The sequence below is a fragment of the Eoetvoesiella sp. genome (genome assembly GCF_035555955.1).
Classification (GTDB): Bacteria; Pseudomonadota; Gammaproteobacteria; order Burkholderiales; family Burkholderiaceae_B; genus Eoetvoesia.
In genome coordinates this window covers 31,790-54,589 of sequence record NZ_DATMGA010000068.1, presented here as the reverse complement: position 1 = coordinate 54,589, position 22,800 = coordinate 31,790, and the positions used below count along the sequence as shown (strand labels likewise).

Genomic DNA, 22,800 nt, shown 5'->3' with positions numbered 1-22,800 from the left:
GGCCGCGCCGTTGCGCTGGCGAATTGCCGGACGCGCTCATATCTGCCCGCGTTCCGCCAGGGAAATGGCGCTGTTCGCCGTGACGACAAGATGATCCAGCAAGCGGATGTCGACCAGCGCCAGCGCCTGCTTCAGGTGCCGGGTCAGGGCGAGGTCGGCCTGGCTGGGCTCGGAAACGCCCGATGGGTGGTTGTGGGCCAGGATGAGCGCGGCGGCGTGGTGCTTGAGGCTGGCCTTTACGACTTCGCGGGGATAGACCGAGGCCTGGGTCAGGGTGCCGCGGGCAAGCTCTTCGGAGGTGATCAGCCGGTACTGGCTGTCCAGGTAAAGCGCAAGGCAGTGTTCTACCTTGAGGTGGCCCAGCGCGGCTATGCAATAGTGTTTGACGCGCTGCGGCTGATCCAGCGCCTGACCCAGGCGCAGTTCTTCGGCCAGGGCGCGGCGATTGAGTTCGTGGATGGCCAGCAGCTCGCAGGCTTTGGCCAGGCCCAGGCCGGGCTGGGCCATGAGCGTGCGCAGATCGGCGTCCAGCAAGCCCCGCAGGCCGTTGAAGTGCTCGATGAGCTGGCGGCCCAGGGCAATAGCGCTGGCGCCCCGTATGCCCGTGCGCAGTACGATGGCCAGCAGTTCGGGTGTAGTGAGTGACTGGGCGCCGTGGGCAAGCAGGCGCTCGCGGGGGCGTTCGGGAGAGGCGGCGGGTTGGCTGGGCATGGCGGGCGGTTCAAAGGTAAAGATCTTCACAATGCCCGATTTGGCCGGCCAGGCGGCGCGCAGTGAATACATTTGTCCGGCTCGGATTGTCCGGATTGCGTCCTTGAGCCCGTCGCGGCCATCGCGCGATGCGCAGCGGGGCGGGCATACGCCGGATTTGACCGCCTGGGCCGGCCGAAAGACGCGCCCGCATGTGCCAACTCGCAAGAGGCACTAAAATGGCGCATCAGCAATGTTTTTACGGTGATGAATCTTGACTTCCCCTATCGACTCGGCCAAGGCGGTTGTGCGCCCCGACTCCTATCTGACGCTGCATTACCGCATCGAGCTGGCCACTGGGCCCGCGGCCGGTTCCGTGTTCGTCAATACTTTCGACGACCGCCCGGCCACCTTGCAACTGGGCATGGGGCAGTGGGCGCCGGGCATGGAAGAAGCTTTGCTCGGCCATGAAGAGGGCACGCGTTTTCGCATCGAGCTGCCGGCCGCGAAAGCTTACGGCGAGCGCAATCCCGACCTCATCCAGCGCGTGGCCGACAGCATGATCCAGGCCAATACCGAGCCGGGCACGGTCTTTGCGCCTGGCGATATCGTCGAGTTTTCGGCTCCCAACGGCGGGCGCTATTCGGGCGTCCTCAAAGAGCAGGGCGAAGGCTGGGCGCTGTTCGATTTCAACCATCCGCTGGCGGGTGCGGACCTATCCATCGAAGTGTCCCTGCTGGGGGTGCTGTGATGGCTCAGGTCAGAACCCGCTCCGGCGAACCCGTCGAGGTGGTGCTGGCCCAGCCCCGCGGCTTCTGCGCCGGGGTCGATCGGGCCATCGATATCGTCGAGCGCGCGCTCGAACTGCACGGCGCGCCTATTTACGTGCGCCACGAAATCGTTCACAACCGCTACGTGGTTCAAGACCTGAAAGCCAAGGGCGCGGTGTTCATCGCCGAGCTGGACGAGGCTCCGAAGGGAGCCATCGTGGTGTTCTCGGCGCATGGCGTGGCGCAAAGCGTGCGCGCCGAAGCCGAGCGCATGGGCCTGCAGGTGTTCGACGCCACCTGCCCGCTGGTCACCAAGGTTCACATCGAAGTGGCCCGCATGCGCGCGGCGGGCCGCGAGATCATCATGATCGGCCATCGGGGGCACCCCGAGGTCGAGGGCACGCTGGGTCAGGCCAGCGACGGCATGTATTTGGTGGAAACGGCCGAAGACGTCGCCGCCCTGCAGGTCGCCGATCCCGGCAATCTGGCCTTTGTGACGCAGACCACTTTGTCCGTGGACGACGCCGCGGCGGTGGCCAATGCCTTGCGATCCAGGTTTCCCGACATCGTCGAGCCCAAGAAAAGCGATATCTGCTATGCCACCCAGAATCGCCAGGACGCGGTAAAGGTCCTGGCGCCCGAGTGCGACCTGGTGCTGGTGGTGGGCAGTCCCAACAGTTCCAATTCCAATCGCCTGCGCGAGGTGGCCGAGCGCAAGGGCGTGCCGGCTTATCTCATCGACGATCCGGCCATGATCGACCCGGCCTGGTTGGCCGGGGCCAGGCGTATCGGGCTTACCGCCGGAGCCTCGGCGCCCGAGGTGCTGGTGCGGCAGGTCATCGACCGGCTCAACGAGCTGGGCGCCGCTTCGGTGCGCACCTTGCCGGGCGCGGAAGAAAACGTGGCGTTCCCGTTGCCGCGGGAACTGTCGCGCAAGCGTCCGGTTTCCTGAACTACTCCTTGGCGGACCAAGCATGAAGACAAGCACCAGGATTTTGACGGCCGTCGTGGTGGTGGCGGCCGGCTATACGGCGGCCTCTTGGTACGTCGGCAAAAAGGCGCAGGCGGTTTTGCAGCAATGGGTCGTCCAGGCCAACGAACGGCTGCGCTCCACGCTGGGCCCTGGCGCCGATGAAAGCGGCGCCAGGCTTGCCATCAGCGAGTACAAGCGCCATGTGTTTTCGTCCGATGTGGTCTATACCCTGCAGATGCAGGATAGCCGCGGCCAGCGTGTGGAGTATTTGCTGAGCGACCACTTGCAGCATGGCCCTTTCCCCCTGGATGCCCTGAAATCAGGCAGCGTGGCGCCGCTCATGGCATCCAGCCGCGCGCAGCTCATTCCCTCGGCCGCCACGCAAAAGTGGTTCGACAGCCTCAAAGGACAGTCGCCGGTTACGGCGACGACCCGGATCGGGTTTACGGGCAAGGGCAGTTCGGCCTGGCGTTTCATGCCGATAGACCTGCAAGATGGCGGCGACAGCGTCAAATTCAGCGGGGGCGCGATCGACGCGGTGTTCAGCAATAATTTCCGGGACAGCGTTGTCAAAGGCGCTTTTGGCGGCTTGCAGTACGTCTCGGCGAGCAAGCGCGAAAGCCTGGACGTGCGGGGCATAACGCTGGCCAGCACGGCAACGACGACGGACAACGGCGCCCAAGAGGTGAAAACCAACAGCCAGGCTGCCGCGGACACGTTCATTCTGCAATCGGGCGAAGGCATCCCCGTGCAGTTGGACAAGGTTGGCCTTAGCCTGGATAGCGTGCAGCGCAATCAGCACATGGATCTCACGCTGCAGTACAAACTGGGCGCCATTCGGATCGGCGAAACGGGCTTTGGCAGCGTGGAAGCCAGTCTCCGGGGCCGCAACCTCGATCTGGATGCGTTGTCGGCATTGGCCGCCGACTACGACCGCATCCAGGCCAGGCATGGCGGCACCCCGGATGAGGCCCTGGCGATTACCCCGGACGAAGCCGCCGTGTTGCGGGACAGGCTCTGGACTGTGCTGGACAGCAAGCCCCAACTGGCGGTGGATCCGCTGGTCTGGAAGAACGACAAGGGAGAAAGCCGCCTGACGGTGTCCGTGGATCTGGCCAGGCCGGCAGATCCTTCGGCGGCGGGCGATACGGCCACTTTGCTGGCGCAGATGATCAAGCAGCTGGATCTGAACGTCATGGTGGCCAAGCCCATGTTCATCCAGACCTTCAGCCAATTGCAGGGCGGCGCGGGCCAGGACGGGCGGGCGGCCATGATGGGGGCCATGCTGTTCGACGTTTACACCGGCCGTCTGGCCCGCGCGGGCCTGGTTGCCATGGATGGCGGCAATGCCGCCGTCCGCTTGCGGTATGGGGACAATAACGTCGAGATCAACGGCAAGAAAATGCCGGTTGTCGAATTCGTGCAGCGCGTGTTGGGCGCTGCCATGTAGCGGCGGCGCTTGGCCGGGAAGGCGGTTTCAATCGTTTTTTGGGGCGCTGGGCGGGCCGCTGGCGCGCCGCAGTGTGCACGAGGGGGGCTCGCCGTAGCTGCGCCGATAGGCCGCTGCGAATTGTCCCAGATGCGAAAACCCCCAGCGCAGTGCGATGCTGGTGACGCTGTCGTCGCTGGATGACGGTGCGCTGAGGTCGGCATGGGCTTTTTCCAGCCGCAGCGTGCGCAGGTGCGCCATGGGCGTGGTGTCGCGGTATTTGCGAAAGCCGGCGAACAGGCTGCGCGTGCTGACATTGACGTAGCGGGAGATGTCGCTGGCGCTGATGGGCTCGTGGGCATGCTGGGCCATGTATTCTTCGGCCAGGCGCACGAAGTGCGGGGCCGGCGCGCCGGATTGGCGCAACGGGTTGTTCTGGTTGTGCGCAAGCGTATCGAGCACAGCCGCCATGAGCGTGCTTTCGAGCTGGGCGGCGACCAGCGGATGGTCGAGCAGGCTGCCGTCGGAGGCTTCCCGCATGAGCCAGCAGACGTAGCGGTACAGGGCCTGTCCTTGCGGAGTGTCCAGGGGGATTCCGGGCAGGAATTTGAGGCGGCCTTTCAGGGCGGCGCCCGAGAGCTGGACGAACTCGCGTTCCAGGGCCTGGCGGTCGAGGCGGATGAACAGCTTTTCGGTGTTTTTGCCATGCCGCATGCGAAAGTCGACGGCGGGGCTGACGATGGTGGCCAGGTTGGATGTGGATTCGACCGGCTGCCCCTCGGCGAAAATGGTTTCGCCGCCCTGCAGGGGAAACTGCAGCAGGAAGAAGTTGTCGAGGCTGCCCGGGTCGATGTCGACGGCGGCGCCGTAGCTCATGCGGCCATAGCCGGCGCGCGGCCCTGGCCGGAAATACATTTGCGTGCTCAGGTGCTGGGATTTTCCGACGACGCTTAAGCGGTGCTCGCAAAAGACACTGGCGACCTGGCCGCGGACTTCGTCCAGGTCGCTGGAGGCAATGACGGGGTAGCGCTCGAACAGGCGACTGCGGGTGGCGGCGAGGGCGGATCGCGACAAGGCAGCTCCATAGAAAGCCGGCACACGCCGCGCAGATAGGGGTTGATCGCGCCGGGCATGATATACGGCAACATATTGACAATAAAGAGTTTATACCCAAAACCTCAATTTGGCTGCGAGGGTTTTCCTGGGCTGAAGGCTACAGGCTGAAACCACCGTACCGGCCACGCCAATAGGAGAGCGGGCCGTTTTCCTGCCCCTGCGTGTGGGCGCACAGCACCGCGCCGACGATCAGGGCATGCGTGTGATGGATGAGGATGTCCTCGACCTTGCAGGAAAATGTGGCCAGAGCCTGCGGCAGCACCCATACCCCGTGCTGGTCGCGTTGCCATGGCGCCCCTTCGTAGCGCTGCTCGCCGCGGATGCCCCCCTTGCCCGAGAAGCGTTCGGCTACCGGCTGGAGTTCGGCGCTCAGCACATTGACGCCGAAATAGCCGGTTTCCTTGATGAAGGGCCAGGACGAGGAGTTCTGGTTGACCGACACCAGCAGTTCGGGAGGATCCAGGGACAAGGAGATCACCGAAGTGACGGTCAGGCCGGTACGTTCGTCGCCGCGCGAGGCCGTGATGACGCTGACGCCGCCCGCCAGTTCACGCATCGCGCTGCGGAATGCCTGGGGCTGGCCGGGGGCGGTCGCGCACGTGTCGGCCGCGGCCTGGGGTTTTTTGGGGAGGCGAAGCAGAACCATGATAGTTACCCTGTGCCTGATTACCTTATGCCGCGTGCTTCAAGCATGGGCAGGACGTTGTCGCGGAAGTAGGGGAACTCTTCGGCATAATCGAAGAACGACAGCGTGGTTCCCGCGAAGCCCGCCTCGTGCAGCGAGCTGATTCCGTCGGCCACCTGTTGGGGTGTGCCGACCAGCGGGAAGCCGCCATGGCCGGCGGCGAAGCGCTCGCGGATCAGTGCCAGCAGGTCGTGGGGAAAGGACTGTGCATGCGCGAATTGCAGCTTGATCAGGTTGTCCACCGCTGCCCAGTCGGCGTTGTCCTGCAGCTTTTGCCAGTCGGCCTTGGCTTCGGCTTCGGTGGGCCGGCAGATGACATGGCTGAAGGTCAGCACGTTTACGTTGCGTTGGTTTGTTTTTCCTAGCTGGATGAGCTCGGCCACTTCCTGTTTGGAACGGCTCAGGTCGATGGCGGGGGTGAACAGGAAGTCGGCGTTGCGGCTTGCGAATTCCCGGCCCTGGCCGGATCCGGCGGCATTGAAGATGGGCGGCTGGAATTCGGGCTTGGGGTTGCCGTAAGTGTGCTTGAGATGGAAGTACTTGCCGTCCCAGTCGAAGGGGCCGTCGTGCGTCCACAGCTTCTTGACGATGTCGAACCATTCCTGAGCGTAGCCATAGCGTGTTTCGTGGTCGTCCGGCAGGGTCAGGCCCAGGGCTTCGTATTCGGGCTTGTTCCAGCCCGCCACAATGTTCAGCCCCACGCGCTCGGTGCCGCCCACTTGCGCCATGGTGGCGATTTGCTTGGCGACCACGACGGGGTGGTTGGCCACGGTGTGGACGGTGGCGAACACGGTGATGTTCTTGGTATTGGCCAGCAGGGCGGTGGCCCAGGTGACGGTTTCAAGCACGTAGCCGTGGAAATCGGTTTCGCCGCCGTAGCCGATCCAGCGTGCAATGGGCAGCATGAAATCGATGCCCGCGTCGTCCAGCATTTTTCCTATGCAAAGATTGTGCTGCCAGTCGGCCTTCCAGCGGCCGGGCAGCTTGGATACAGTCATGCCGCCAGAGCAGTTGGTCGAAAACGTGCCCAGCAGGAAGCGGTTCTTGGTAAGGAAGGGGTGGGTGGCCATGCTGCGTCATCTCCTGGTTATTTGAGCCGGTCGGCCCGTCTTGGGTCGGCGTCGTGTTGCGCCCTTGGCGATACATTACGGGCGGAGCGGGTTCGCCGGCTATCAGTTTTGCGCAGGCACCATCTTTTGCGCGCATATATTTGCGCTGTTTGCTTTATCATCGATATTCACGGGGCGCGTGGCGTCCCTGGGAATCCAGAAACCAGGAGTTTTCCGCATCATGTCCAGCAGTACCGCCGTTGAAAGTTGTGTATCCGATGCCGTGGCACTCGTCGACCAGGCCATTGAAGGACGCCAGTCCATTCGCGCCTATACCGCCGAGCCCGTTGCGCGCGGCCTGATCGAGGAAATCCTGGCCGTGGCCAGCCGCGCGCCGTCCGGCGCCAATATCCAGCCCTGGAAAGCCTATGTGCTGCAAGGCCGAAGCAAGGATTCCCTGGTGGAAAAAGTATGCGCCGCCCACGACGCCCTGCGCGCCGATCCCGCCCTGGCCGCCGAGTATGTCGAGGCATTCGACTACTACCCCCGCAAATGGATCAGCCCGTTCATCGATCGCCGCCGCGAAAACGGCTGGGGCCTGTACGGACTGCTGGGCATCGAACGCGGCAACAAAGACGGCATGCATGCGCAGCATCAGCGCAATTTCCGCTTTTTCGATGCGCCCGTGGGGCTGATCTTCACGGTCAACACGATCCTGGGCACAGGTTCGCTCATGGACTACGGCGGCTTCCTGCAAAGCGTCATGGTCGCCGCGCGCGCGCGCGGGCTCGACACCTGCCCCCAGGCGGCCTGGAACGCCTACGGAAAAATCATTTTGCCGCATGTCGGCGCGAACGACGACGAAATGGTGGTGTGCGGCATGGCGCTGGGCTATGCCGACGAGTCGGCGCTGGTCAATACGTTCCGTACTCCCAGGGTTCCCGCCGGCGATTTCACGGTATGGCTGGATTAGGGCCTGTCAACACTTATTAAGGAGCCGCGAAGCCATGGAACATTCCAGCGGCTCCCTGGTTCGCCGGCTCAGGCTGCAACAGCTCGCCATTTTCGAGAAGGTGGCCGAAACCGGCTCGATGCTGGCGGCCTCGCGCGAATTGCACATGACCCAGCCGGCGGTCAGCAAGTGCATCCGCGAACTGGAGCAACACTTCAACGAAACCCTGTTCACGCGCGGCAAGCGCGGGGTGCAGTTGACCGAATTCGGCGAGTTGCTGCGGCGGCATGCGCAGTCCCTGCTGGCGGGGCTGCGCTTTCTTGCCGACGATGCCAACTCGTGGAGCGCCGGCATCTCGGGCCAGGTCGTGGTGGGCACGCTGTTGACGGCCTCGGCAAAATTGCTGCCCAGGGCGGTTTTGCGCCTGCGCGAAATAGCGCCCAACATCATCGTCAAGATCCGCGTCGGATCCAACGACGCTTTGTTTCCGGAGCTTGCGCGCGGGCAGTTCGACGTGGTCATCGGCTTTCTCCCGGAAGAAAACATCAATCCTTCCTTCATCCACGTTCCGCTGTACGACGAAATGCTGTGCGCCGTCGTGTCGCGCCACCATCCCCTGGCCCTGGATGCCCAGGTGGATATCCGTCAATTGCAGGACATGGCCTGGATAATCCCTACCGTGGAATCGGTGGCCAGGCGGTCCGCCCACTCCTTTTTCGAGGCGGCGGGCATGGCGATGCCGGGAAAGCTGGTCGAATCGGTGTCCTTCCTGACCAACCTGGGGCTGTTGCTGGAGTCGACCATGATCGCCCTGATGCCCTATGCGGTTGCCGAGCAGTTCGTGCGGGCCGGTCTGCTTAGCATTCTGCGCCTGGGCGTGGCCAGTCCTTTCGGCAAGGTCGGCTATACCTTGATGGCCGACAGGCCGCCCACGGCGGCGACGGCACGCTTGCTGGCCGCCCTGGAGCAAGTGGCCGGCATTGACGCCCCGGGCGGCCTGTAGCGCCGGGTTGGCAAACGCCCATATATTCATTTTGGTTATAGTTGCTTGTCGGGTTTTTCAGTATCCAGCCTTGGAAATTGCCTTTATAGTTTCCCGGATGGACGTCATATCTTTTATTGGGACAAGCACATGAAAACCACAGAAGCCGCCGTCATACCCGGAAAAGCAAAGCCTCGCGGCCGTTTTCCCCATTTCAGGCGCGCGGGTGACTTCATTTTCGTTTCCGGCACCAGCTCGCGCAGGCCGGACAACAGCTTCGAAGGCGTGCAGGTGGATGCCATGGGCACCACCAGCCTGGATATTCGCGCCCAGACCCGTGCGGTCATCGAAAACATCCGCGATATTCTTGCCAGCGCCGGGGCCGATCTGTCCGATGTGGTGGAAGTCAGCGCCTTCCTGGTCAATATGAATGACTTTGGCGGCTACAACGAGGTATATGGCCAGTTCTTCGACGAAACCGGCCCCGCCAGAACGACGGTGGCGGTGCATCAGCTGCCTCACCCGCACCTGCTCATCGAAATCAAGGCCATTGCCTACAAGCCGCTTTGAGTCCTGGGGCAGCACCGACCCGCTGCTCCAGGGTTTTGAATAGCAACGCGCAAGCCGCGGCAAAGCGGCGCGATCGGAAGGAGACTTCGCACATGTACAAATACGGTTATCCCCTGAATTTCCAGCGTTGGCTGGACGACAACTCCCACTTGCTGAAGCCGCCAGTGGGCAACCAACAAATCTGGGCGGACGGCGATTTCATGGTCACGGTGGTGGGCGGCCCCAACCAGCGCAGCGATTTCCACGACGATCCCATCGAAGAGTTTTTTTACCAGTTCAAGGGCAACGCCTACCTGCTCATGTGGGATCGCGGGCAATACGAAAAAGTGCATCTGAAGGAAGGCGACATGTTCCTGATGGCGCCGCACACGCTGCATTCGCCGCAGCGCGAAGCCGACAGCCTGTGCCTGGTCATCGAACGCAAACGCCCCAAGGGCGAGGCGGACGGGCTGCAATGGAGCTGTGCCCGCTGCGGCACGATAGTCAAGCGCTACGACATACAGCTGGAAAGCATCGTCGACGATTTTCCGCCCATATACAACCGTTTTTATTCGACCACCGATGCCGAGCGCATCTGCCCAGGCTGTGGCCTCATTCATTCCGGCCGGGATTTCCAGGCCTGGCACGACGAGCTGCATCGCACGCATGCACTGTAACGCCCCGGCCCTGGCGGCCATGCACAGGCAAGCGCCACGAACCATACAGAAAAAATCATGACCTATCCGAAAAAAATCGACATGCACGCCCACCATTTCCCCCTTTTGAGCAAGGAGGAGGGCGCTGCCCTGGATCGTGACAACGGTCTGTGGCTTCGTGTCGACGCCGGCGGCGATACCGGCCAGATCATGACCGGAGAAAAGCCTTTCCGGCCCGTCTACAAAGTGCTCTGGGATGCGCATGCGCGCCTGGCCGAAATGGACGAGCAGGGCGTGGACATCCAGATCAGCTGTGCCACCCCCATCATGTTCCGGTATAGCGATGCGGCGCGCGCGGCCGCCGATTGGGCCGAGCGCATGAACGATCACGCCTTGCAATTCGCCAGCGCCAATCCTGCCCGCCTCAAGGTCCTGGCTCAGGTTCCGCTGCAGGACCTGGACCTGGCGTGCGCCGAGGCCAGCCGCGCCAAGGCCAAGGGCCATGTGGGCGTCCAGATCGGCAACCACCTGGGCAACCTGGACATGGACAGCGCCCATCTGGTGGATTTTCTGACTCATTGCGCGAACGACGGCATACCCGTGCTGGTTCATCCCTGGGACATGATGGGCGGGCCGAACCGCATGAAAAAGTGGATGCTGCCGTGGCTGGTGGCCATGCCGGCCGAAACCCAGTTGAGCATTCTTTCCCTGATTCTTTCGGGCGCGTTCGAGCGTATCCCCAAAAGCCTGAAGCTGTGCTTCGCGCATGGCGGGGGCGCCTTCGCCTTCCTGCTGGGCCGGGTGGACAATGCCTGGAAACATCGCGATATCGTCCGGCAGGACTGCCCCAATCCTCCCTCCAGCTACGTGGACCGCTTCAGCGTCGACAGCGCGGTGTTCGATCCCGATTCCCTGAATCTGCTGACCAAAATAATGGGCACGGACCATGTCATGCTGGGTTCGGACTACCCCTTTCCCCTTGGCGAACCGAGAATCGGCTCGCTGATCGCGGGCGCCGATTTCCTGTCGTCCCAGGACAAAGCCCGGATGCTTGCCGGCAACGCCGCCGACTTCTTCGGTTTATGAGGTGCACGCCCATCGCAGGCGGAGCCTGGCTGGGCAGAGGGTCTTGACGCTGCGGCTTTCGGTTTGCCGCAAGGCGCGCGGTACAGGCCTGGGGGCGCTGCACGCGCTTCAGGTCTCGGCCTGCCTGTTCTCCAGCATCATGGCGTCCTGGACGGCGTAGTAGGCGGCCGCAGCATGGCGCAGGTTGTAGCGGACGCTTTCCTGAACCAGGTCGGTGTCTTTTTTCATGAAGCCGTCCATGATTTTTTGCGTGGACAGCAGCGAAGAGGCTCGCCATTTCGGATCGCGTAGCGTGGCCAGGCGCACGGCTTCCACGTGATCGACAAGTCGGGAGATCATGGTGGCCAGGTGGGGGTTGGGAACCAGGCTGATCCACGTAGAGCGGAACGTGGTGTTCGCTTTCATGTAGGCCAGGATGTCGCTTGCCCGATGCGCCTTTTCAGACTCGTCGGTTGCCATGCGCATGATGGCCAGGCCTTCCAGCGTGGCTTTTTCGCATGCCGCCGCCGCCGCGGCCGGCTCCAGCAGCAGTCGTACTTCGAACAGTTGCGCAATATCGGTGGGCGTGAAGCGTCGCAGGACGAAGCCGCGGGAAGTGCTGTCCAGCAGCCCTTCGTTTTTCAATTGCAGCAGGGCTTCGCGAACCGGCATGCGGGACACCCGCAGGTCGGCCGCGATTTCATGATCGACCAGCCTGTCGTCGAACTGGATTTCACCTTTTTGCATGCGTGTGCGCAAGTGCAGATAGACCTGCTCGCGCATATTCGGCTTGCGCGTGGCGGCCTTTTTTTGCGGGCTGCGTCGGGCTGGGCTTGAAAGCGATGTCATGGTTGGCGGTGGTTGGTGATAACAGGCCTTGGTAGAGCAGCGAACCGATAGCTTGCAGCATACCAGCTTCCCACGCCCGGTTCCGTCGGGAGGGGCGCCGCGGCTTCGGGTATTTTTGCATCAGTGTATTGAAAATGGAGTTTTGCCATTTTTTCTGATCCTGGGCGATGTTCTAGTATTTATTTGATATCTATATACTAATTATATTTATATTAACCTATTGATTTTAATGTTATTAAAAATAGGGAAAACCATTATCGACTGAATTTAATCATAAACAATATACTTTTTACGAGCAATTGATTTGCATGTGGTGGCCCGCATTTCGGGCTGGAATCTGTTCATTCAATTGGGTGCTTGCAAACCATCCACACTTAAGGAAAGCTCCGTGAAAATATGGCGTAACAAAACAATAGGGTTGATGTTGTGCGCGACCATGGGTTTGATGGCCGGCTGGGCGCAGGCGCACGAACACCCATCCGAACTCACCATTGCGTATCCGGTCGATGTGCCAAGCTGGGATCCCACTGCGGTGACGTATCCGGCAGGGCAATCCATTTACAAGGCGGTGTTCGATTCCCCGCTGTTCGTGAACAACGACCTGCAGGTCGAGCCGCGCCTCATCAAAGCCTGGCGCTGGCTGGATGATTCGGGCACAAAGCTCGAGGTTCAAATGCGCGACGGCGTGCTGTTCCAGGACGGCAGCAAAATGTCGGCGCAGGACCTCAAGTTCACCTTGGATCGCGCTATCCAGAACAAGATTCTGGCGCTGCACGGCATGCTTCCCACCTTGAAGTCTGTCGAGGTTACCGCGCCTGACAAGGCCGTCATCACCTTTTCCCAGGCGACCCCCACGGCCATGAAGGGCCTGGCTTTCCTGTCGGCCTACATTCTGCCCAAGGCTTACTTCGAGAAGGTGGGCGAGGCTGAATTCGTCAAGCATCCAATCGGGGCGGGGCCTTACAAGCTGGTCGATTACAAGCGCGGCTCGCGCATTACGCTGGAAGCCTTCGACGACTACTGGAAGGGGGCGCCCGCCATCAAGCGCGTGGTTTTCGAAATCGTGCCCGATGCATCGGCGCGGGTGGCCGCGGTGGAATCCGGCCGGTCCGACATTTCGGTGCAGATTCCGGTGCGCGAAGTAACTCGCCTGGAAAAGAACCCCAAGCTGCAGGCCAAGGTGTATCCGTACAGCGAAATCTATATTCTGCAGATACCCAGCTATGTGCCGGCTTTCCAGAACGTCCATATACGCAAGGCCATGCAACTGGCCATCAACAAGGCCGGGTTGTCGCGTGCTTTCTACAACAACGTTGCTCAGCCGATCTCCGTTCTGGCAACCAAGGGCTCACCGGGCGATGTGCCCGACTACAGGGTCGAGTACAACAAGAACGAAGCCGCTGCTGAACTGGCCAAAGCCGGCTATAGCAAGGAAAAGCCCCTGCAGATCCACCTGCTCTCCACCAATAACACGTTCCCGTCCGATTACGACGTGGCGCGTGCGATTGCGCAAATGTGGACCCAAATCGGCATCAACACCACGGTCGAGGAAATCACCATCGCCAAGTATCTGGAGCTCAGCCATTCGTCCAAGCTGACCGGTGTCATGCTGTACAGCTGGGCCAATGCCACGGGCGACCCCGAAATCTTCACGGGCCGGATCCTGGATCCCCGCCTGCGCTTCTCGACCTGGAAAGAGCCCAAGCTTTCCGCCCAGCTCGACGCGCTTAACGGGCAAATGGACGAAGCCAAGCGGGTGGCCGGGTATCAGGCGCTTAACCGCGAGGCCGCCGAGAACGCATGGAGCCTGCCGGTCCTGCAGTCCGTGGCGACGATTGCCTACAAAAAAGGGCTGGACGTTCCCACTTATCAGACTGGCTACATCCTGCCGCAAGAATATTCCTGGAAAAAATAGTGTTTCAAGGGCGCGATCGTTATGCCGATTAAACCAATATGCAATGCGCCGGCTTGCGATCCGCGCCTGCTCACTCTCTGCATCAGGACGGGCGCTGCATGAATCCCATTGTTTCGTTGCTGGGGCGCAAGCTGGGCGTCATGGTCATCACCGCGCTGTTCCTTTCCATGGTGGTGTTCATCGTATTGCGCATGATTCCCTCCGACCCCCTGGGAATGATGCTGCCGCCGTCGGCCACGCAGGCCGACGCCGACCTGCTGCGCAAGGCCCTGGGCATGGATGGCTCGGTATCCCATCAGTACATGGTGTGGCTGGGCCATGCGGTGCACGGCGACCTGGGCCGATCCATTTTCTTTCGCGAGCCCGTGTCGGAGCTGCTGGGCGTGGCATTGCCGGCCACGCTGGAACTCGTGCTGGTCAGCCTGGTCATGGCGCTGCTCATTTCCATTCCCGGCGGCATCGTGCTGTATTTGCTGGATCGCAAAAGGGGTGAAGTCGCCGCGGATTTCTTCCTGGTGTTTCTGCTTTCGGTGCCGTCGTTCCTGTGGGGCATCATTCTCATTCTTTTGCTTGGCGTCCTGTTTCCGGTGCTGCCGTTCATGGGCCGCCTGGATTCCAGCATTACCGCACCTCACGGAACGGGCTTTCTTCTTATCGACCTGCTGCTGAGCGGGCAGTGGTCGGCATGGTTCGATGCCTTTGCGCATTTGCTGTTGCCGGCTTTCGCATTGGCACTGGCCTTCAGTCCCATCATCATCCGTGTGTTGCGTTCCAGCCTGATCGACACCGCGACCTCGCAGTATGTCAATGTAGCGCGCCTGCGGGGGGTGCCGGAATGGCGGGTGCTATTGCTGCACATGCTGAAAAACGCCGCGCTTCCCACACTGACGCTCATCGGCGTGCAGTTTGGTTTTCTGTTTGGCGGCACCTTGCTGATCGAGGTGATCTTTTCGTTTCCCGGCATCGGCAATCTTATGGTGCAAGCCATCAAGAATTACGACCTGCCTCTCATCCAGGGCGTGGCGCTGGTGTTCTGCCTGATGGTGCTGTTCGTCAATTTCTGCGTCGACGGCTTGTATGCGGTGCTTAATCCAAGGCTTAGAGTTTCATGACTGCAATCGCCATAAACCTGGTTCGCGATGCGGCGTTCGCACGCATCTTCAGGCATCCGAAGGTGCTGGTGGGCAGCATGCTGGTGCTGATCTTCGTATTCGTGGCGGTGTTCGCGCCATGGCTTGCCCCCAACGACCCCAATGCGCAAGACCTCATGTCGACTGTGCTGCCGCCGGCCTGGTCGGCGGGCGGCATGGCGCAATATCCGTTGGGAACCGATGCCCTCGGGCGTTGTGTGTTGTCGCGGCTTATCTTCGGCAGCCGGGTGGCCTTGCTGGTTGCCGTGGTCGCCGCCACGGGCACGATGCTGCTGGGCACGGTGCTGGCCATCTTGGCCGGATACATAGGCGGCTGGTTCGACCGCTTCGTCAGCGCCATTGTCGTGCTCTGGATGGCGTTTCCGCCCGTGGTGTTTTCCATGATGCTGATGGTGGGGTTGGGCACGGGCATCACCAATGTTATTCTGGCTATCGTGCTGGTCGACTGGACCCGGTTCTACCGTGTCGTGCGCGCCGAGGTCCTGGTGGCAAGGCAGCGCGAGTACGTGTATGCCGCGCGCCTGCTGGGGTTCTCGCATTGGCGGGTCATGACGCACGAGGTCCTGCCCAGCGTCATGCCACTCATCATCACATTGTTCAGCCTGGAAATGGGCATCGCCATCGTGGTCGAGGCCATTCTCAGTTTCGTGGGCTTGTCGGTGCCTTCCAATGTCGTGGCGTGGGGCGTCATGCTGGCCGACGGCCGCGACCAGATCTACCAGGCAAGCTGGAATCTGCTGGCGCCCGTCTGTGGAATCGTCTTTGCCGTGCTGGCGTTCAATCTGCTCAGCGACGGTTTGCGGGTGGTGCTGGATCCGCGGTTGAAGCAACGTGGGAGCGACTGATGCAGCCGGTATTGGAATTCGACAAGGTTTCCGTGGACGTCAAGGTGGGCGGCGCCAGCGTAGCGTTGTTGCGCAATGTGTCGTTCGGCGTCCGCAAGGGTGAGGTACTAGGTCTGGTCGGGGAGTCCGGCGCGGGCAAGAGCATGGTGGGGCGGGTCATATCGGGTTTGCTGCCCGAGAATCTGCGGTTCTCCTCGGGCCAGGTGCGTTTCCAGGGCGAAGCGCTTACCGGCAGGCAGGCGCGTTCCTTCCTGGGCAAGCGCATTGCCTTCATACCGCAAGAGCCACTGTCCGCGTTGAACCCAGTGTTCACCATCAGGCAGCAGATGTTCGAGCACCTCAAGTATCTGGGCTTGCCGCGCAAGGAATGGGAGTCCTACAGCATCGCGCGCCTGGCCGAAGTCGGCCTGCCCGAGCCCGAATCCATGCTGGGGCGTTATGCGCACCAGCTTTCAGGCGGGCAGTGCCAGCGCATTCTCATCGCCATGGCTTTTTCGGGCGATCCCGAACTGATCGTGGCGGACGAACCCACCACCGCGCTGGATGTCATCACCCAGGCCCAGATCATCCGCATCCTGCGCGAAGTGCAAAGCAAGCACAATACAGCGGTCATACTCATTACGCACGATTTGCGGATGGCTGCGCATGTATGCGACGAGGTGGCGGTGCTGTATGCGGGCGACGTCGTCGAGCGCGGCCCCGCGCGGCGCGTGCTCGAATCTCCCAGGCATCCGTATTCCTGGTCCCTGAAAACCGCTACGCCGGGCCTCGATGGCCGGCAGTTCGTGCTGCCGTCCTTGGCTGAACTGATGCCGGGTCTCAAAGACATGGCCGAGCTCAAGGGCTGCCGGTTTGCGCGCCGCTGTCCGACGCGCAATGGCGATTGCGAAAATAGCATCCCCGAGCTTGTCCAGGTCGCCGACGATCATTTCGTCGCTTGTGCCGGAGCCTGTCGGTCTTCCGCGGCCACCTTGCAACAGCAAGTCCATGTGTTGCCCGAAAGCTCCAACGGGCTGGGCCGGCCCCTCATCGAATTCAAGGACGTCAGCCGCAGCTATTACAGCCGCTCCGGCGGGCAGCGCGTCGTGTTCCATGCACTTCGGCCTTTGTCTCTTTCCGTGGCTCCGGGTGAGTTGCTTGGCGTGGTCGGGGAAAGCGGCAGCGGCAAAAGCACATTGGCGCGCCTGATTGTGGGCTTGCTGGAACCGTCGCAAGGCACTGTGCATATCAACGGCGTGGCGCGTTCGGGGGCTTCCGTCGAGGCCGCCCGAACCATGAGGAAAATCGTGCAAATGGTTTTCCAGGATCCGGATTCCGCGTTGAATCCGCGCCGCACGGTTCAAAAACTGATTACCCAGGTGCTGGAAACCCGCGATGATGTTTCTTCGGAAGAGCGCGGCCGGATCGCTGCCAAGCTGATGGGCCAGGTGGGTATGGCCATGGACGCCATGGGCCGGTTTCCTTCGCAATTGTCGGGCGGGCAGAAGCAGCGCGTGAACATCGCGCGGGCCCTGTGCGCGCAACCGCAGTTGCTGGTGGCCGATGAAATCGTGTCCGGTCTGGACGTGTCGGTTCAGGCCTTGATTTTGAACTTGCTGTTGCAGCTTAATCGTGAGCTTGGCGTTGCCGTGGTCCTTATTTCCCACGATCTTTCCGTCGTCCGCTATTTGTGCCGGCGTGTGCTGGTCATGTGCAAGGGCGAAGTGGTCGAGCAGGGCGACACTGAAGCCGTATTCAGCAATCCCTCTCATCCTTATACACGCCTGCTTCTGTCTTCCGTGCCGCCCGATGACGTGACGGCCGTATGGCCGCGCCCGGCAAGCGAAAGGGAAAACGCAGGGGCCGTTTCACAAACCCAGCTGGAACAAGCATAGCGAGGCGCAGGCCATTCCATCCATGAATATGGGAAGATAAATCATGCATTACCGTACCGACGCCGAAGCCGTCGCGGGGCTGGTTTCCAAGGGCCAGATCCATCGCGACGCCTACATCAGCGAAGAAATCTTTCAACTGGAACAAGAGCGGGTCTTTGCCCGGTCGTGGCTTTACGTGGGCCACGCAAGCCAGGTTCCGCAAGCGGGCGACTATATAACGCTGGAGCTGGCGGGCAGTCCGGTCATCATGATCCGGCACAGCGACGGCAGCGTGCGCGTGCTGATCAACCGCTGCGCCCACAAGGGCGCCAGCATTGTTTCCAGGCCGCAGGGCAATGCCGGGCGCATGCTGCGCTGTCCCTATCATGCGTGGTGCTATAAAACCGACGGCGCTTTGCTGGCGGTATCGCTCAAGGCGGGCTACAAGGACACCGGATTCGAAGCCAGCGCCGCCGCCGAGGGGCTGTCGGTGCCCGGGGGCGTGGAAACCTATCGGGGCTTCGTGTTTGCGCGCCTCAGCCGGCAGGGCATGTCGTTCCGGGAGTATTTCGGCGAAGCCCTGGGCGCGCTCGACAACATGGCCGACCGTTCTCCCGAAGGCGAACTGCAGATCGCCGGCAGCTGCATCCGCAGCGTCATCCGTTGCAACTGGAAGATGTATCTGGAAAACATCAACGATACGGTTCACCCCATTTCCACGCATGAATCCGCGTCGGCCACGGCCCAGCAGGTGGGCGAGGAATTCCTGGAAATCAATCCCACGGCTCTGGAGCAATTGCTGCCCTTTGGTTCCGGCTACGATTTCTATACCAAGATGGGCGCCAGAACCCTGCCCAATGGGCACAGCATTCTCGGCACCAAGTTCAGCATTCATACCGATTATTCCGATGTCCCTGGCTATCAGGAGTCGTTGGAACAGGCCCACGGCAAAGAGCGGGCCCGCGAGATTCTCGCCTTCTCGCCGCAGAACGTGGTGCTGTATCCCAGCCTGGCCACAAAGGGGTCGCCGCAGATACTGCGGGTGCTAAGGCCTCTGGCCGCAAACCTTACCCAGTTGGAGGTCTGGGCCTTTCAGCCCAAGGGAGCGCCAGCCATCATGCTCGAGCGCGGCCTGACCTATAGCCGGCTGGTGTTCTCGCCCATGAGCGTGGTGTCCCATGACGATGTGCATTTGTTTGAAAGCCAGCAGGCCAGCCTGGCCGCGGCGGGCAATCCCTGGGTCAATCTGCAGCGCCAATTCGACCCGGCCGAGCAGGAGCAGGGCGATTGCCGCTTCGAGGACGGCAATAACGAACTGGTCATGCGCAATCAGTATCGCGCCTGGCATGCGCTGTTGATGCAACCCATGGGAGCCCAGGCATGAGCAAATCCGAATTGAACGACCGTCTTGTCGAATTCGTGTATCACGAGAACCGTTTGCTGGATGACAGGCAGTTCGAGCAATGGTACGACCTGTTCGCGGACGATGGCGTTTACTGGATTCCCACCCGGCCAGGACAAACCGACCGCCACACGCAGGCCAGCATTGCGCTGGAGGACAAAATGCTGCTCAAGCTGCGCATTGCGCGGTTAGGCCATCCTCAGGCCCATTCCCTGCAGCCTCCGGTGCGCAGCATGCATGTGGTGCAGCGCCCGGAAGTCGATGAGGGCGAGGCTGGCGGCGGGTTGCCGCGCTTGACCAGCAATATCGTCTACCTGGAGCATCAGGGGGGAAGCCAGGTCGTGCTGGGCGCGCGCGCGCACTATATGCTGCGTGAAGCCGAGGGGCAATTGCGCATCGTGGAAAAAAAGATCGAGCTGTTGAACATGGACGGCTTCCTGCCCGGCATACAATTATTCATCTGAATAGACAGGCCAGGAGCCTTGGTGCAACGATGACGCAAGCGATTCACGAAAACTTCACTTCCCTGCCGACCTCGGAACTGTCGGCATCCATGGCCTACAAATTGCTTACCGGCGTGGTAGTGCCCCGGCCGGTGGCCTGGATAACCACCCTCGGGCAAAACGGCGTCGTCAATGTGGCGCCGTTCAGCTCATATAACTACGTGTGCGATACACCGCCCATGCTGGCCGTCAATATTGCGGGCCAGGACGACGGCGCGCTGAAGGACACCGCCCGCAACATCCGGGAAACCGGCGAGTTCGTGGTCAACGTGGCAACGCGCGCCGTGCTGGATCTGATGAACGCCAGCAGCGCCTTGTACCCCTCGCATGCCAGCGAGGCCGAGCACCTGGGCATTGCCACGCTGCCCGGCCGCCTGGTCAAGGTGCCGCGCGTGGCGATATCACCCGTGCAGATGGAATGCCGCCTGGCGCACATTGTGCCGTTGGGAACGGGCACCAATACGCTGTATATCGGCGAGGTGGTCATGTTCCACCTGGACCCGGCCGTGTACGACGGGAATCACGTGAACAGCGTCGCCATCGATCCCATTGCCCGTCTGGGCGGGCCGTTCTACGCGGCACTGGGCGAGATCCTCAAGCGCCCGCGCCCCACTGTTCCGCAGATAGATCCCTAGCACGATTGCTTGCGTCGGCGGGTAGAATGCAGGAGACTGCATCGTGGCCGAGTTCCAGGGCATCGGGTCGATGCGGGTCATGGTGCGCAACGCCTGACATCAATAATCAATAAGCTTTTTTGGCAGTTCAACCCTGAGGAGAGCAGCGGTATGAATCAATTAGCAAAACTTGGCCTTGGCCTGGCTTTGTCCGTATCGGCCGTGGCGACCCATGCGCAGGAGCCCGTCAAAATAGGCTTCATCACGACGCTGTCGACCCCGGCGGGCTATATCGGCGAGGACGAGCGCGACGGCTTTGCCCTGGCTATCCAGCAGGAGGGCGGCAAGCTGGGCGGCGTCCCGGTCAGTCTCGTGGTCGAGGACGACGGCTTGAAGCCCAGCTCGGGCAAGCAGTCGGCCGACAAAATGCTGCAGGAAGGCATACGCCTGTTCACCGGTATCAATTTTTCCAATGTAATGATTGCGGTTGCGCCAGCTGTGGTGAAGGAGGGGGGCTTTTATGTCAGCCTGAACGCGGGTCCTTCGAATTTCGCCGGCAGGGGGTGCGACAAGAACCTATTCTCGGTGGGCTTCCAGAACGATTCGCATAGCGATACCGCCGCCATGGCCGCCAACGAGGTAGGCATCAAGAAGATCGTCCTGGTGGCGTCCGCCTATCAGGCCGGGCGCGATGCGCTAAGCGGTTTCAAGCGCGAGTTCAAGGGCGAGGTTCTGGCCGAAATCTACACCAAGCTCGACCAGTCGGACTATTCCGTCGAGCTGGCGCGCATCCGCTCGCTGAATCCCGACGGCGTGTTCCAGTTCCTGCCGGGCGGGGCGGGCATCAACTTCGGCAAGCAATTCGCCAACTCGGGCTTGAACAAGTCCGTGAAAATGGTAACGACCCTTGCTTTGGACGACCGCATGCTGGCCGCCCTGGGCGATGCGGCCGATGGCTATTACCTCAGCACGTTATGGACCGCCAGCCGCGACAACCAGGCCAGCAAGACCTTCGTGGCCGACTTCGAAAAAACCTTCAAGCGCCGCCCCTCCAGCTATGCGGCCACGGCGTACGATACCGCCCGCGCCATCGGTTCGGCCCTGAAAGCCGTCGACGGCGACTACAAGGGCAAGCCCGACCAGTTCCGCGCGGCCCTGCGCAAGGCTGACTTCCAAAGTGTGCGCGGCAGCTTCCACTTCGGGCCCAACCAGTACCCGGTTCAAGATTGGTCTCTTGCGCACATCGAGCGCAACGCCGACGGCAAGCTCGACTACAAAGTCATCAAGACCCTGGTCAAGGACCATGGCGATGTCTATTCACATTTGTGCAAGATGAACGGGTGAACGCTTCCCTGCCTTCCCGCGCGTAGCTGAAATCAAGTTACGCGCGGGGCGTCAAACAGGCGCAGGCCGGCCCTTGGCGTCTTGGTGCCAAGGGTTTTGCGCTGGCGCAGCGCTATCTGTCGCCGCCATTCCTTTCATGGCGTTCGGAGGCCGGCGCGTGGGATTGCCGGTATTCCTGCCTATGTTCCTGCCTCTGGGCCTGGCGTTCAGCCGGAGGCCGCGTGTGGGCCGCTTCGTTGTGGAATTCGTGTGTGCGGATCACGTTCGCAGGTCTTTCCCCGCCCGGCGCGTGATGCGGTGGTTGCTGTGGCCGCGCCTGCGGCTGCTGTTGAGGCGGCCGCTGTTGCGTTTGTTGCGGCTGTCGTTGCGGTTGCTGCATCGACGACGACGGTGGTTGCGAAGTGCGCGTGTGGATTTGCCCGTGCGGCGCTTCGGCGGGAGGAGGCGTGCGGGTCACGCCTTGGCCGGGCGGCGTGTGCCCGAAGCTGGAACGGCCGCCGGCCGGCGGCCCTGCATGTTCGGGCCCAGGTCTATTGGGCATGGGGCCCCGAGGGACTGCGTTGCGCGGATTGCCGTAATGCTCCCGAACGGCCTCGTGGCGATAGGCGGCAGCGCGGCGTTGTTCGAACTCCCGATGCCAGACAGGGCCGGTGATATGCGTGCGGTTGAACCGGTTGTAGCGGTTCACGTTGATGTCGAAACGGCGGTGATGCCAGTTGTAGGTGCTCCAGAGCACACCGCCCACGATGAAGGCGGTCGTGAATGTAATGACCGGGCCCCGGACAACATAGCGCGGCGGATGCCAATAATAGGGCAGATAGCCGGGATACGGCCACGGGCCGTAGATGACGACAGGATTGTAGATAGGGACGTAGATCGTATCAGGTTGGGCCGGCGCGATGGCGATGACCGATGGGCTGCCCGATACCGTGACGGTCTGCTGCGGCCCGGATTGAAGATTGCCGGCCGCCTGGGCGCGGGCGCGCAGGCGCTGCACCGCTGCCATGACGTCTTCCTGCTGATCGAGAAAGGCATTGCCCAACTGGCCCGTCCAGCTGATTTTCTCGTTCATCATCTCCAGCACGTCGGGAAACGCCGCTACGGCTTTTACGCTGGGATCCCAGGGTTTGTCCGCCAGCAGTCCCGACAACTGCTGATCCGACAGGCTTTGCGGCTGGCCGGCCCGCCAACGTGCCGCTTCGACGATTTCCAGCGGATAGGTGGAGGCCATGAGCACCTGCGAGAGCAGCGGATCGGGGTAGAGGGCAATGGGCGCCACCAGTTGTTCGAGCTCTTCGGGGCTGTAGGCGTCGGCGGCCTGGGAAGGTACTGCGCCCAGGGCGAAAAGCAGGCCGATCAGCACAAAGGCCAGACGTGAAAACAGATAAGCCATGAACCTCTCCGAATT

General features: G+C 61.7%; 22 protein-coding genes. 16 read left to right on the top strand and 6 right to left on the bottom strand.

The features are described 5' to 3' along the window. Positions 1–36 precede the first annotated feature (36 nt). Positions 37–711: a RadC family protein gene (gene radC, locus VNT00_RS17020; RefSeq protein WP_325589707.1), complete on the bottom strand. Its 675-nt coding sequence runs from the start codon at positions 709–711 to the stop codon at positions 37–39. Positions 712–964: 253 nt separating this feature from the next. Between radC and VNT00_RS17015 the strand changes: the two genes are divergently transcribed. Genes VNT00_RS17015 through VNT00_RS17005 form a run of 3 tightly spaced genes read left to right on the top strand, consistent with a single transcriptional unit; the run spans position 965 to position 3,883 of the window. Continuing rightward, a complete protein-coding gene (locus VNT00_RS17015) occupies positions 965–1,441 on the top strand; it encodes an FKBP-type peptidyl-prolyl cis-trans isomerase (RefSeq protein WP_325589655.1) in 477 nt (158 codons plus the stop codon). Beyond that, a complete protein-coding gene (gene ispH / locus VNT00_RS17010) occupies positions 1,441–2,412 on the top strand; it encodes a 4-hydroxy-3-methylbut-2-enyl diphosphate reductase (RefSeq protein WP_325589653.1) in 972 nt (323 codons plus the stop codon). The genes VNT00_RS17015 and ispH overlap by 1 nt, the downstream gene beginning before the upstream one ends. 22 nt (positions 2,413–2,434) lie before the next feature. After that, positions 2,435–3,883: a YdgA family protein gene (locus VNT00_RS17005; protein ID WP_325589651.1), complete on the top strand. Its 1,449-nt coding sequence runs from the start codon at positions 2,435–2,437 to the stop codon at positions 3,881–3,883. 27 nt (positions 3,884–3,910) lie between these two features. Here the strand turns inward: VNT00_RS17005 and VNT00_RS17000 are convergent, their stop codons facing one another. From VNT00_RS17000 to VNT00_RS16990, 3 genes are all read right to left on the bottom strand, one after another. Continuing rightward, a complete protein-coding gene (locus VNT00_RS17000) occupies positions 3,911–4,936 on the bottom strand; it encodes an AraC family transcriptional regulator (RefSeq protein WP_325589649.1) in 1,026 nt (341 codons plus the stop codon). Between the two features lie 139 nt (positions 4,937–5,075). Then, positions 5,076–5,624 carry a flavin reductase family protein gene (locus tag VNT00_RS16995; protein ID WP_325589647.1) on the bottom strand — a complete coding sequence of 183 codons (549 nt, stop codon included), beginning with the start codon at positions 5,622–5,624 and terminating at the stop codon, positions 5,076–5,078. Between the two features lie 20 nt (positions 5,625–5,644). Then, the gene (locus VNT00_RS16990) at positions 5,645–6,733 is read right to left on the bottom strand and encodes an LLM class flavin-dependent oxidoreductase (protein ID WP_325589645.1); all 1,089 of its coding nucleotides are present in this window, start codon (positions 6,731–6,733) and stop codon (positions 5,645–5,647) included. 220 nt (positions 6,734–6,953) lie between these two features. Between VNT00_RS16990 and VNT00_RS16985 the strand changes: the two genes are divergently transcribed. From VNT00_RS16985 to VNT00_RS16965, 5 genes are all read left to right on the top strand, one after another. Further along, a complete protein-coding gene (locus VNT00_RS16985; protein WP_325589643.1) occupies positions 6,954–7,685 on the top strand; it encodes a nitroreductase in 732 nt (243 codons plus the stop codon). A gap of 34 nt (positions 7,686–7,719) precedes the next feature. After that, the gene (locus VNT00_RS16980) at positions 7,720–8,667 is read left to right on the top strand and encodes a LysR substrate-binding domain-containing protein (protein WP_325589641.1); all 948 of its coding nucleotides are present in this window, start codon (positions 7,720–7,722) and stop codon (positions 8,665–8,667) included. 129 nt (positions 8,668–8,796) lie between these two features. After that, complete coding sequence (locus VNT00_RS16975) at positions 8,797–9,216, top strand: RidA family protein (protein WP_325589639.1); 420 nt, start codon at positions 8,797–8,799, stop codon at positions 9,214–9,216. Between the two features lie 92 nt (positions 9,217–9,308). After that, positions 9,309–9,872 carry a 3-hydroxyanthranilate 3,4-dioxygenase gene (locus VNT00_RS16970; protein WP_325589637.1) on the top strand — a complete coding sequence of 188 codons (564 nt, stop codon included), beginning with the start codon at positions 9,309–9,311 and terminating at the stop codon, positions 9,870–9,872. A 57-nt stretch (positions 9,873–9,929) separates the two neighbouring features. After that, positions 9,930–10,937, top strand: a complete 1,008-nt coding sequence (locus VNT00_RS16965) for an amidohydrolase family protein (protein WP_325589635.1) — start codon at positions 9,930–9,932, stop codon at positions 10,935–10,937. A 108-nt stretch (positions 10,938–11,045) separates the two neighbouring features. Here VNT00_RS16965 and VNT00_RS16960 read toward each other — a convergent pair whose 3' ends face one another. Next, positions 11,046–11,765: a GntR family transcriptional regulator gene (locus VNT00_RS16960; protein WP_325589633.1), complete on the bottom strand. Its 720-nt coding sequence runs from the start codon at positions 11,763–11,765 to the stop codon at positions 11,046–11,048. A 388-nt stretch (positions 11,766–12,153) separates the two neighbouring features. On the opposite strand from VNT00_RS16960, the gene VNT00_RS16955 reads away from it, so the two are divergent. The 8 genes from VNT00_RS16955 to VNT00_RS16920 all read left to right on the top strand — a co-directional run bounded on the left by VNT00_RS16955 (position 12,154) and on the right by VNT00_RS16920 (position 21,392). Continuing rightward, positions 12,154–13,680: an ABC transporter substrate-binding protein gene (locus VNT00_RS16955; protein ID WP_325589631.1), complete on the top strand. Its 1,527-nt coding sequence runs from the start codon at positions 12,154–12,156 to the stop codon at positions 13,678–13,680. Between the two features lie 98 nt (positions 13,681–13,778). Continuing rightward, a complete protein-coding gene (locus VNT00_RS16950; protein WP_325589629.1) occupies positions 13,779–14,792 on the top strand; it encodes an ABC transporter permease in 1,014 nt (337 codons plus the stop codon). Then, positions 14,789–15,676: an ABC transporter permease gene (locus tag VNT00_RS16945; RefSeq protein WP_325589627.1), complete on the top strand. Its 888-nt coding sequence runs from the start codon at positions 14,789–14,791 to the stop codon at positions 15,674–15,676. Before VNT00_RS16950 ends, VNT00_RS16945 begins: the two co-directional genes overlap by 4 nt. Beyond that, positions 15,676–17,550 carry an ABC transporter ATP-binding protein gene (locus VNT00_RS16940; RefSeq protein WP_325589625.1) on the top strand — a complete coding sequence of 625 codons (1,875 nt, stop codon included), beginning with the start codon at positions 15,676–15,678 and terminating at the stop codon, positions 17,548–17,550. Before VNT00_RS16945 ends, VNT00_RS16940 begins: the two co-directional genes overlap by 1 nt. Before the next feature lie 43 nt (positions 17,551–17,593). Continuing rightward, positions 17,594–18,913, top strand: a complete 1,320-nt coding sequence (locus VNT00_RS16935; RefSeq protein WP_325589623.1) for an aromatic ring-hydroxylating oxygenase subunit alpha — start codon at positions 17,594–17,596, stop codon at positions 18,911–18,913. Further along, the gene (locus VNT00_RS16930; RefSeq protein ID WP_325589621.1) at positions 18,910–19,395 is read left to right on the top strand and encodes an aromatic-ring-hydroxylating dioxygenase subunit beta; all 486 of its coding nucleotides are present in this window, start codon (positions 18,910–18,912) and stop codon (positions 19,393–19,395) included. The genes VNT00_RS16935 and VNT00_RS16930 overlap by 4 nt, the downstream gene beginning before the upstream one ends. A gap of 29 nt (positions 19,396–19,424) precedes the next feature. Then, positions 19,425–20,069: a flavin reductase family protein gene (locus tag VNT00_RS16925; protein ID WP_325589619.1), complete on the top strand. Its 645-nt coding sequence runs from the start codon at positions 19,425–19,427 to the stop codon at positions 20,067–20,069. 150 nt (positions 20,070–20,219) lie between these two features. After that, positions 20,220–21,392, top strand: a complete 1,173-nt coding sequence (locus VNT00_RS16920) for an ABC transporter substrate-binding protein (protein ID WP_325589617.1) — start codon at positions 20,220–20,222, stop codon at positions 21,390–21,392. Positions 21,393–21,504: 112 nt separating this feature from the next. On the opposite strand, the gene VNT00_RS16915 is transcribed toward VNT00_RS16920, so the two are convergent. Then, positions 21,505–22,785, bottom strand: a complete 1,281-nt coding sequence (locus VNT00_RS16915; RefSeq protein WP_325589615.1) for a DUF3300 domain-containing protein — start codon at positions 22,783–22,785, stop codon at positions 21,505–21,507. Between the last annotated feature and the right edge of the window lie 15 nt (positions 22,786–22,800).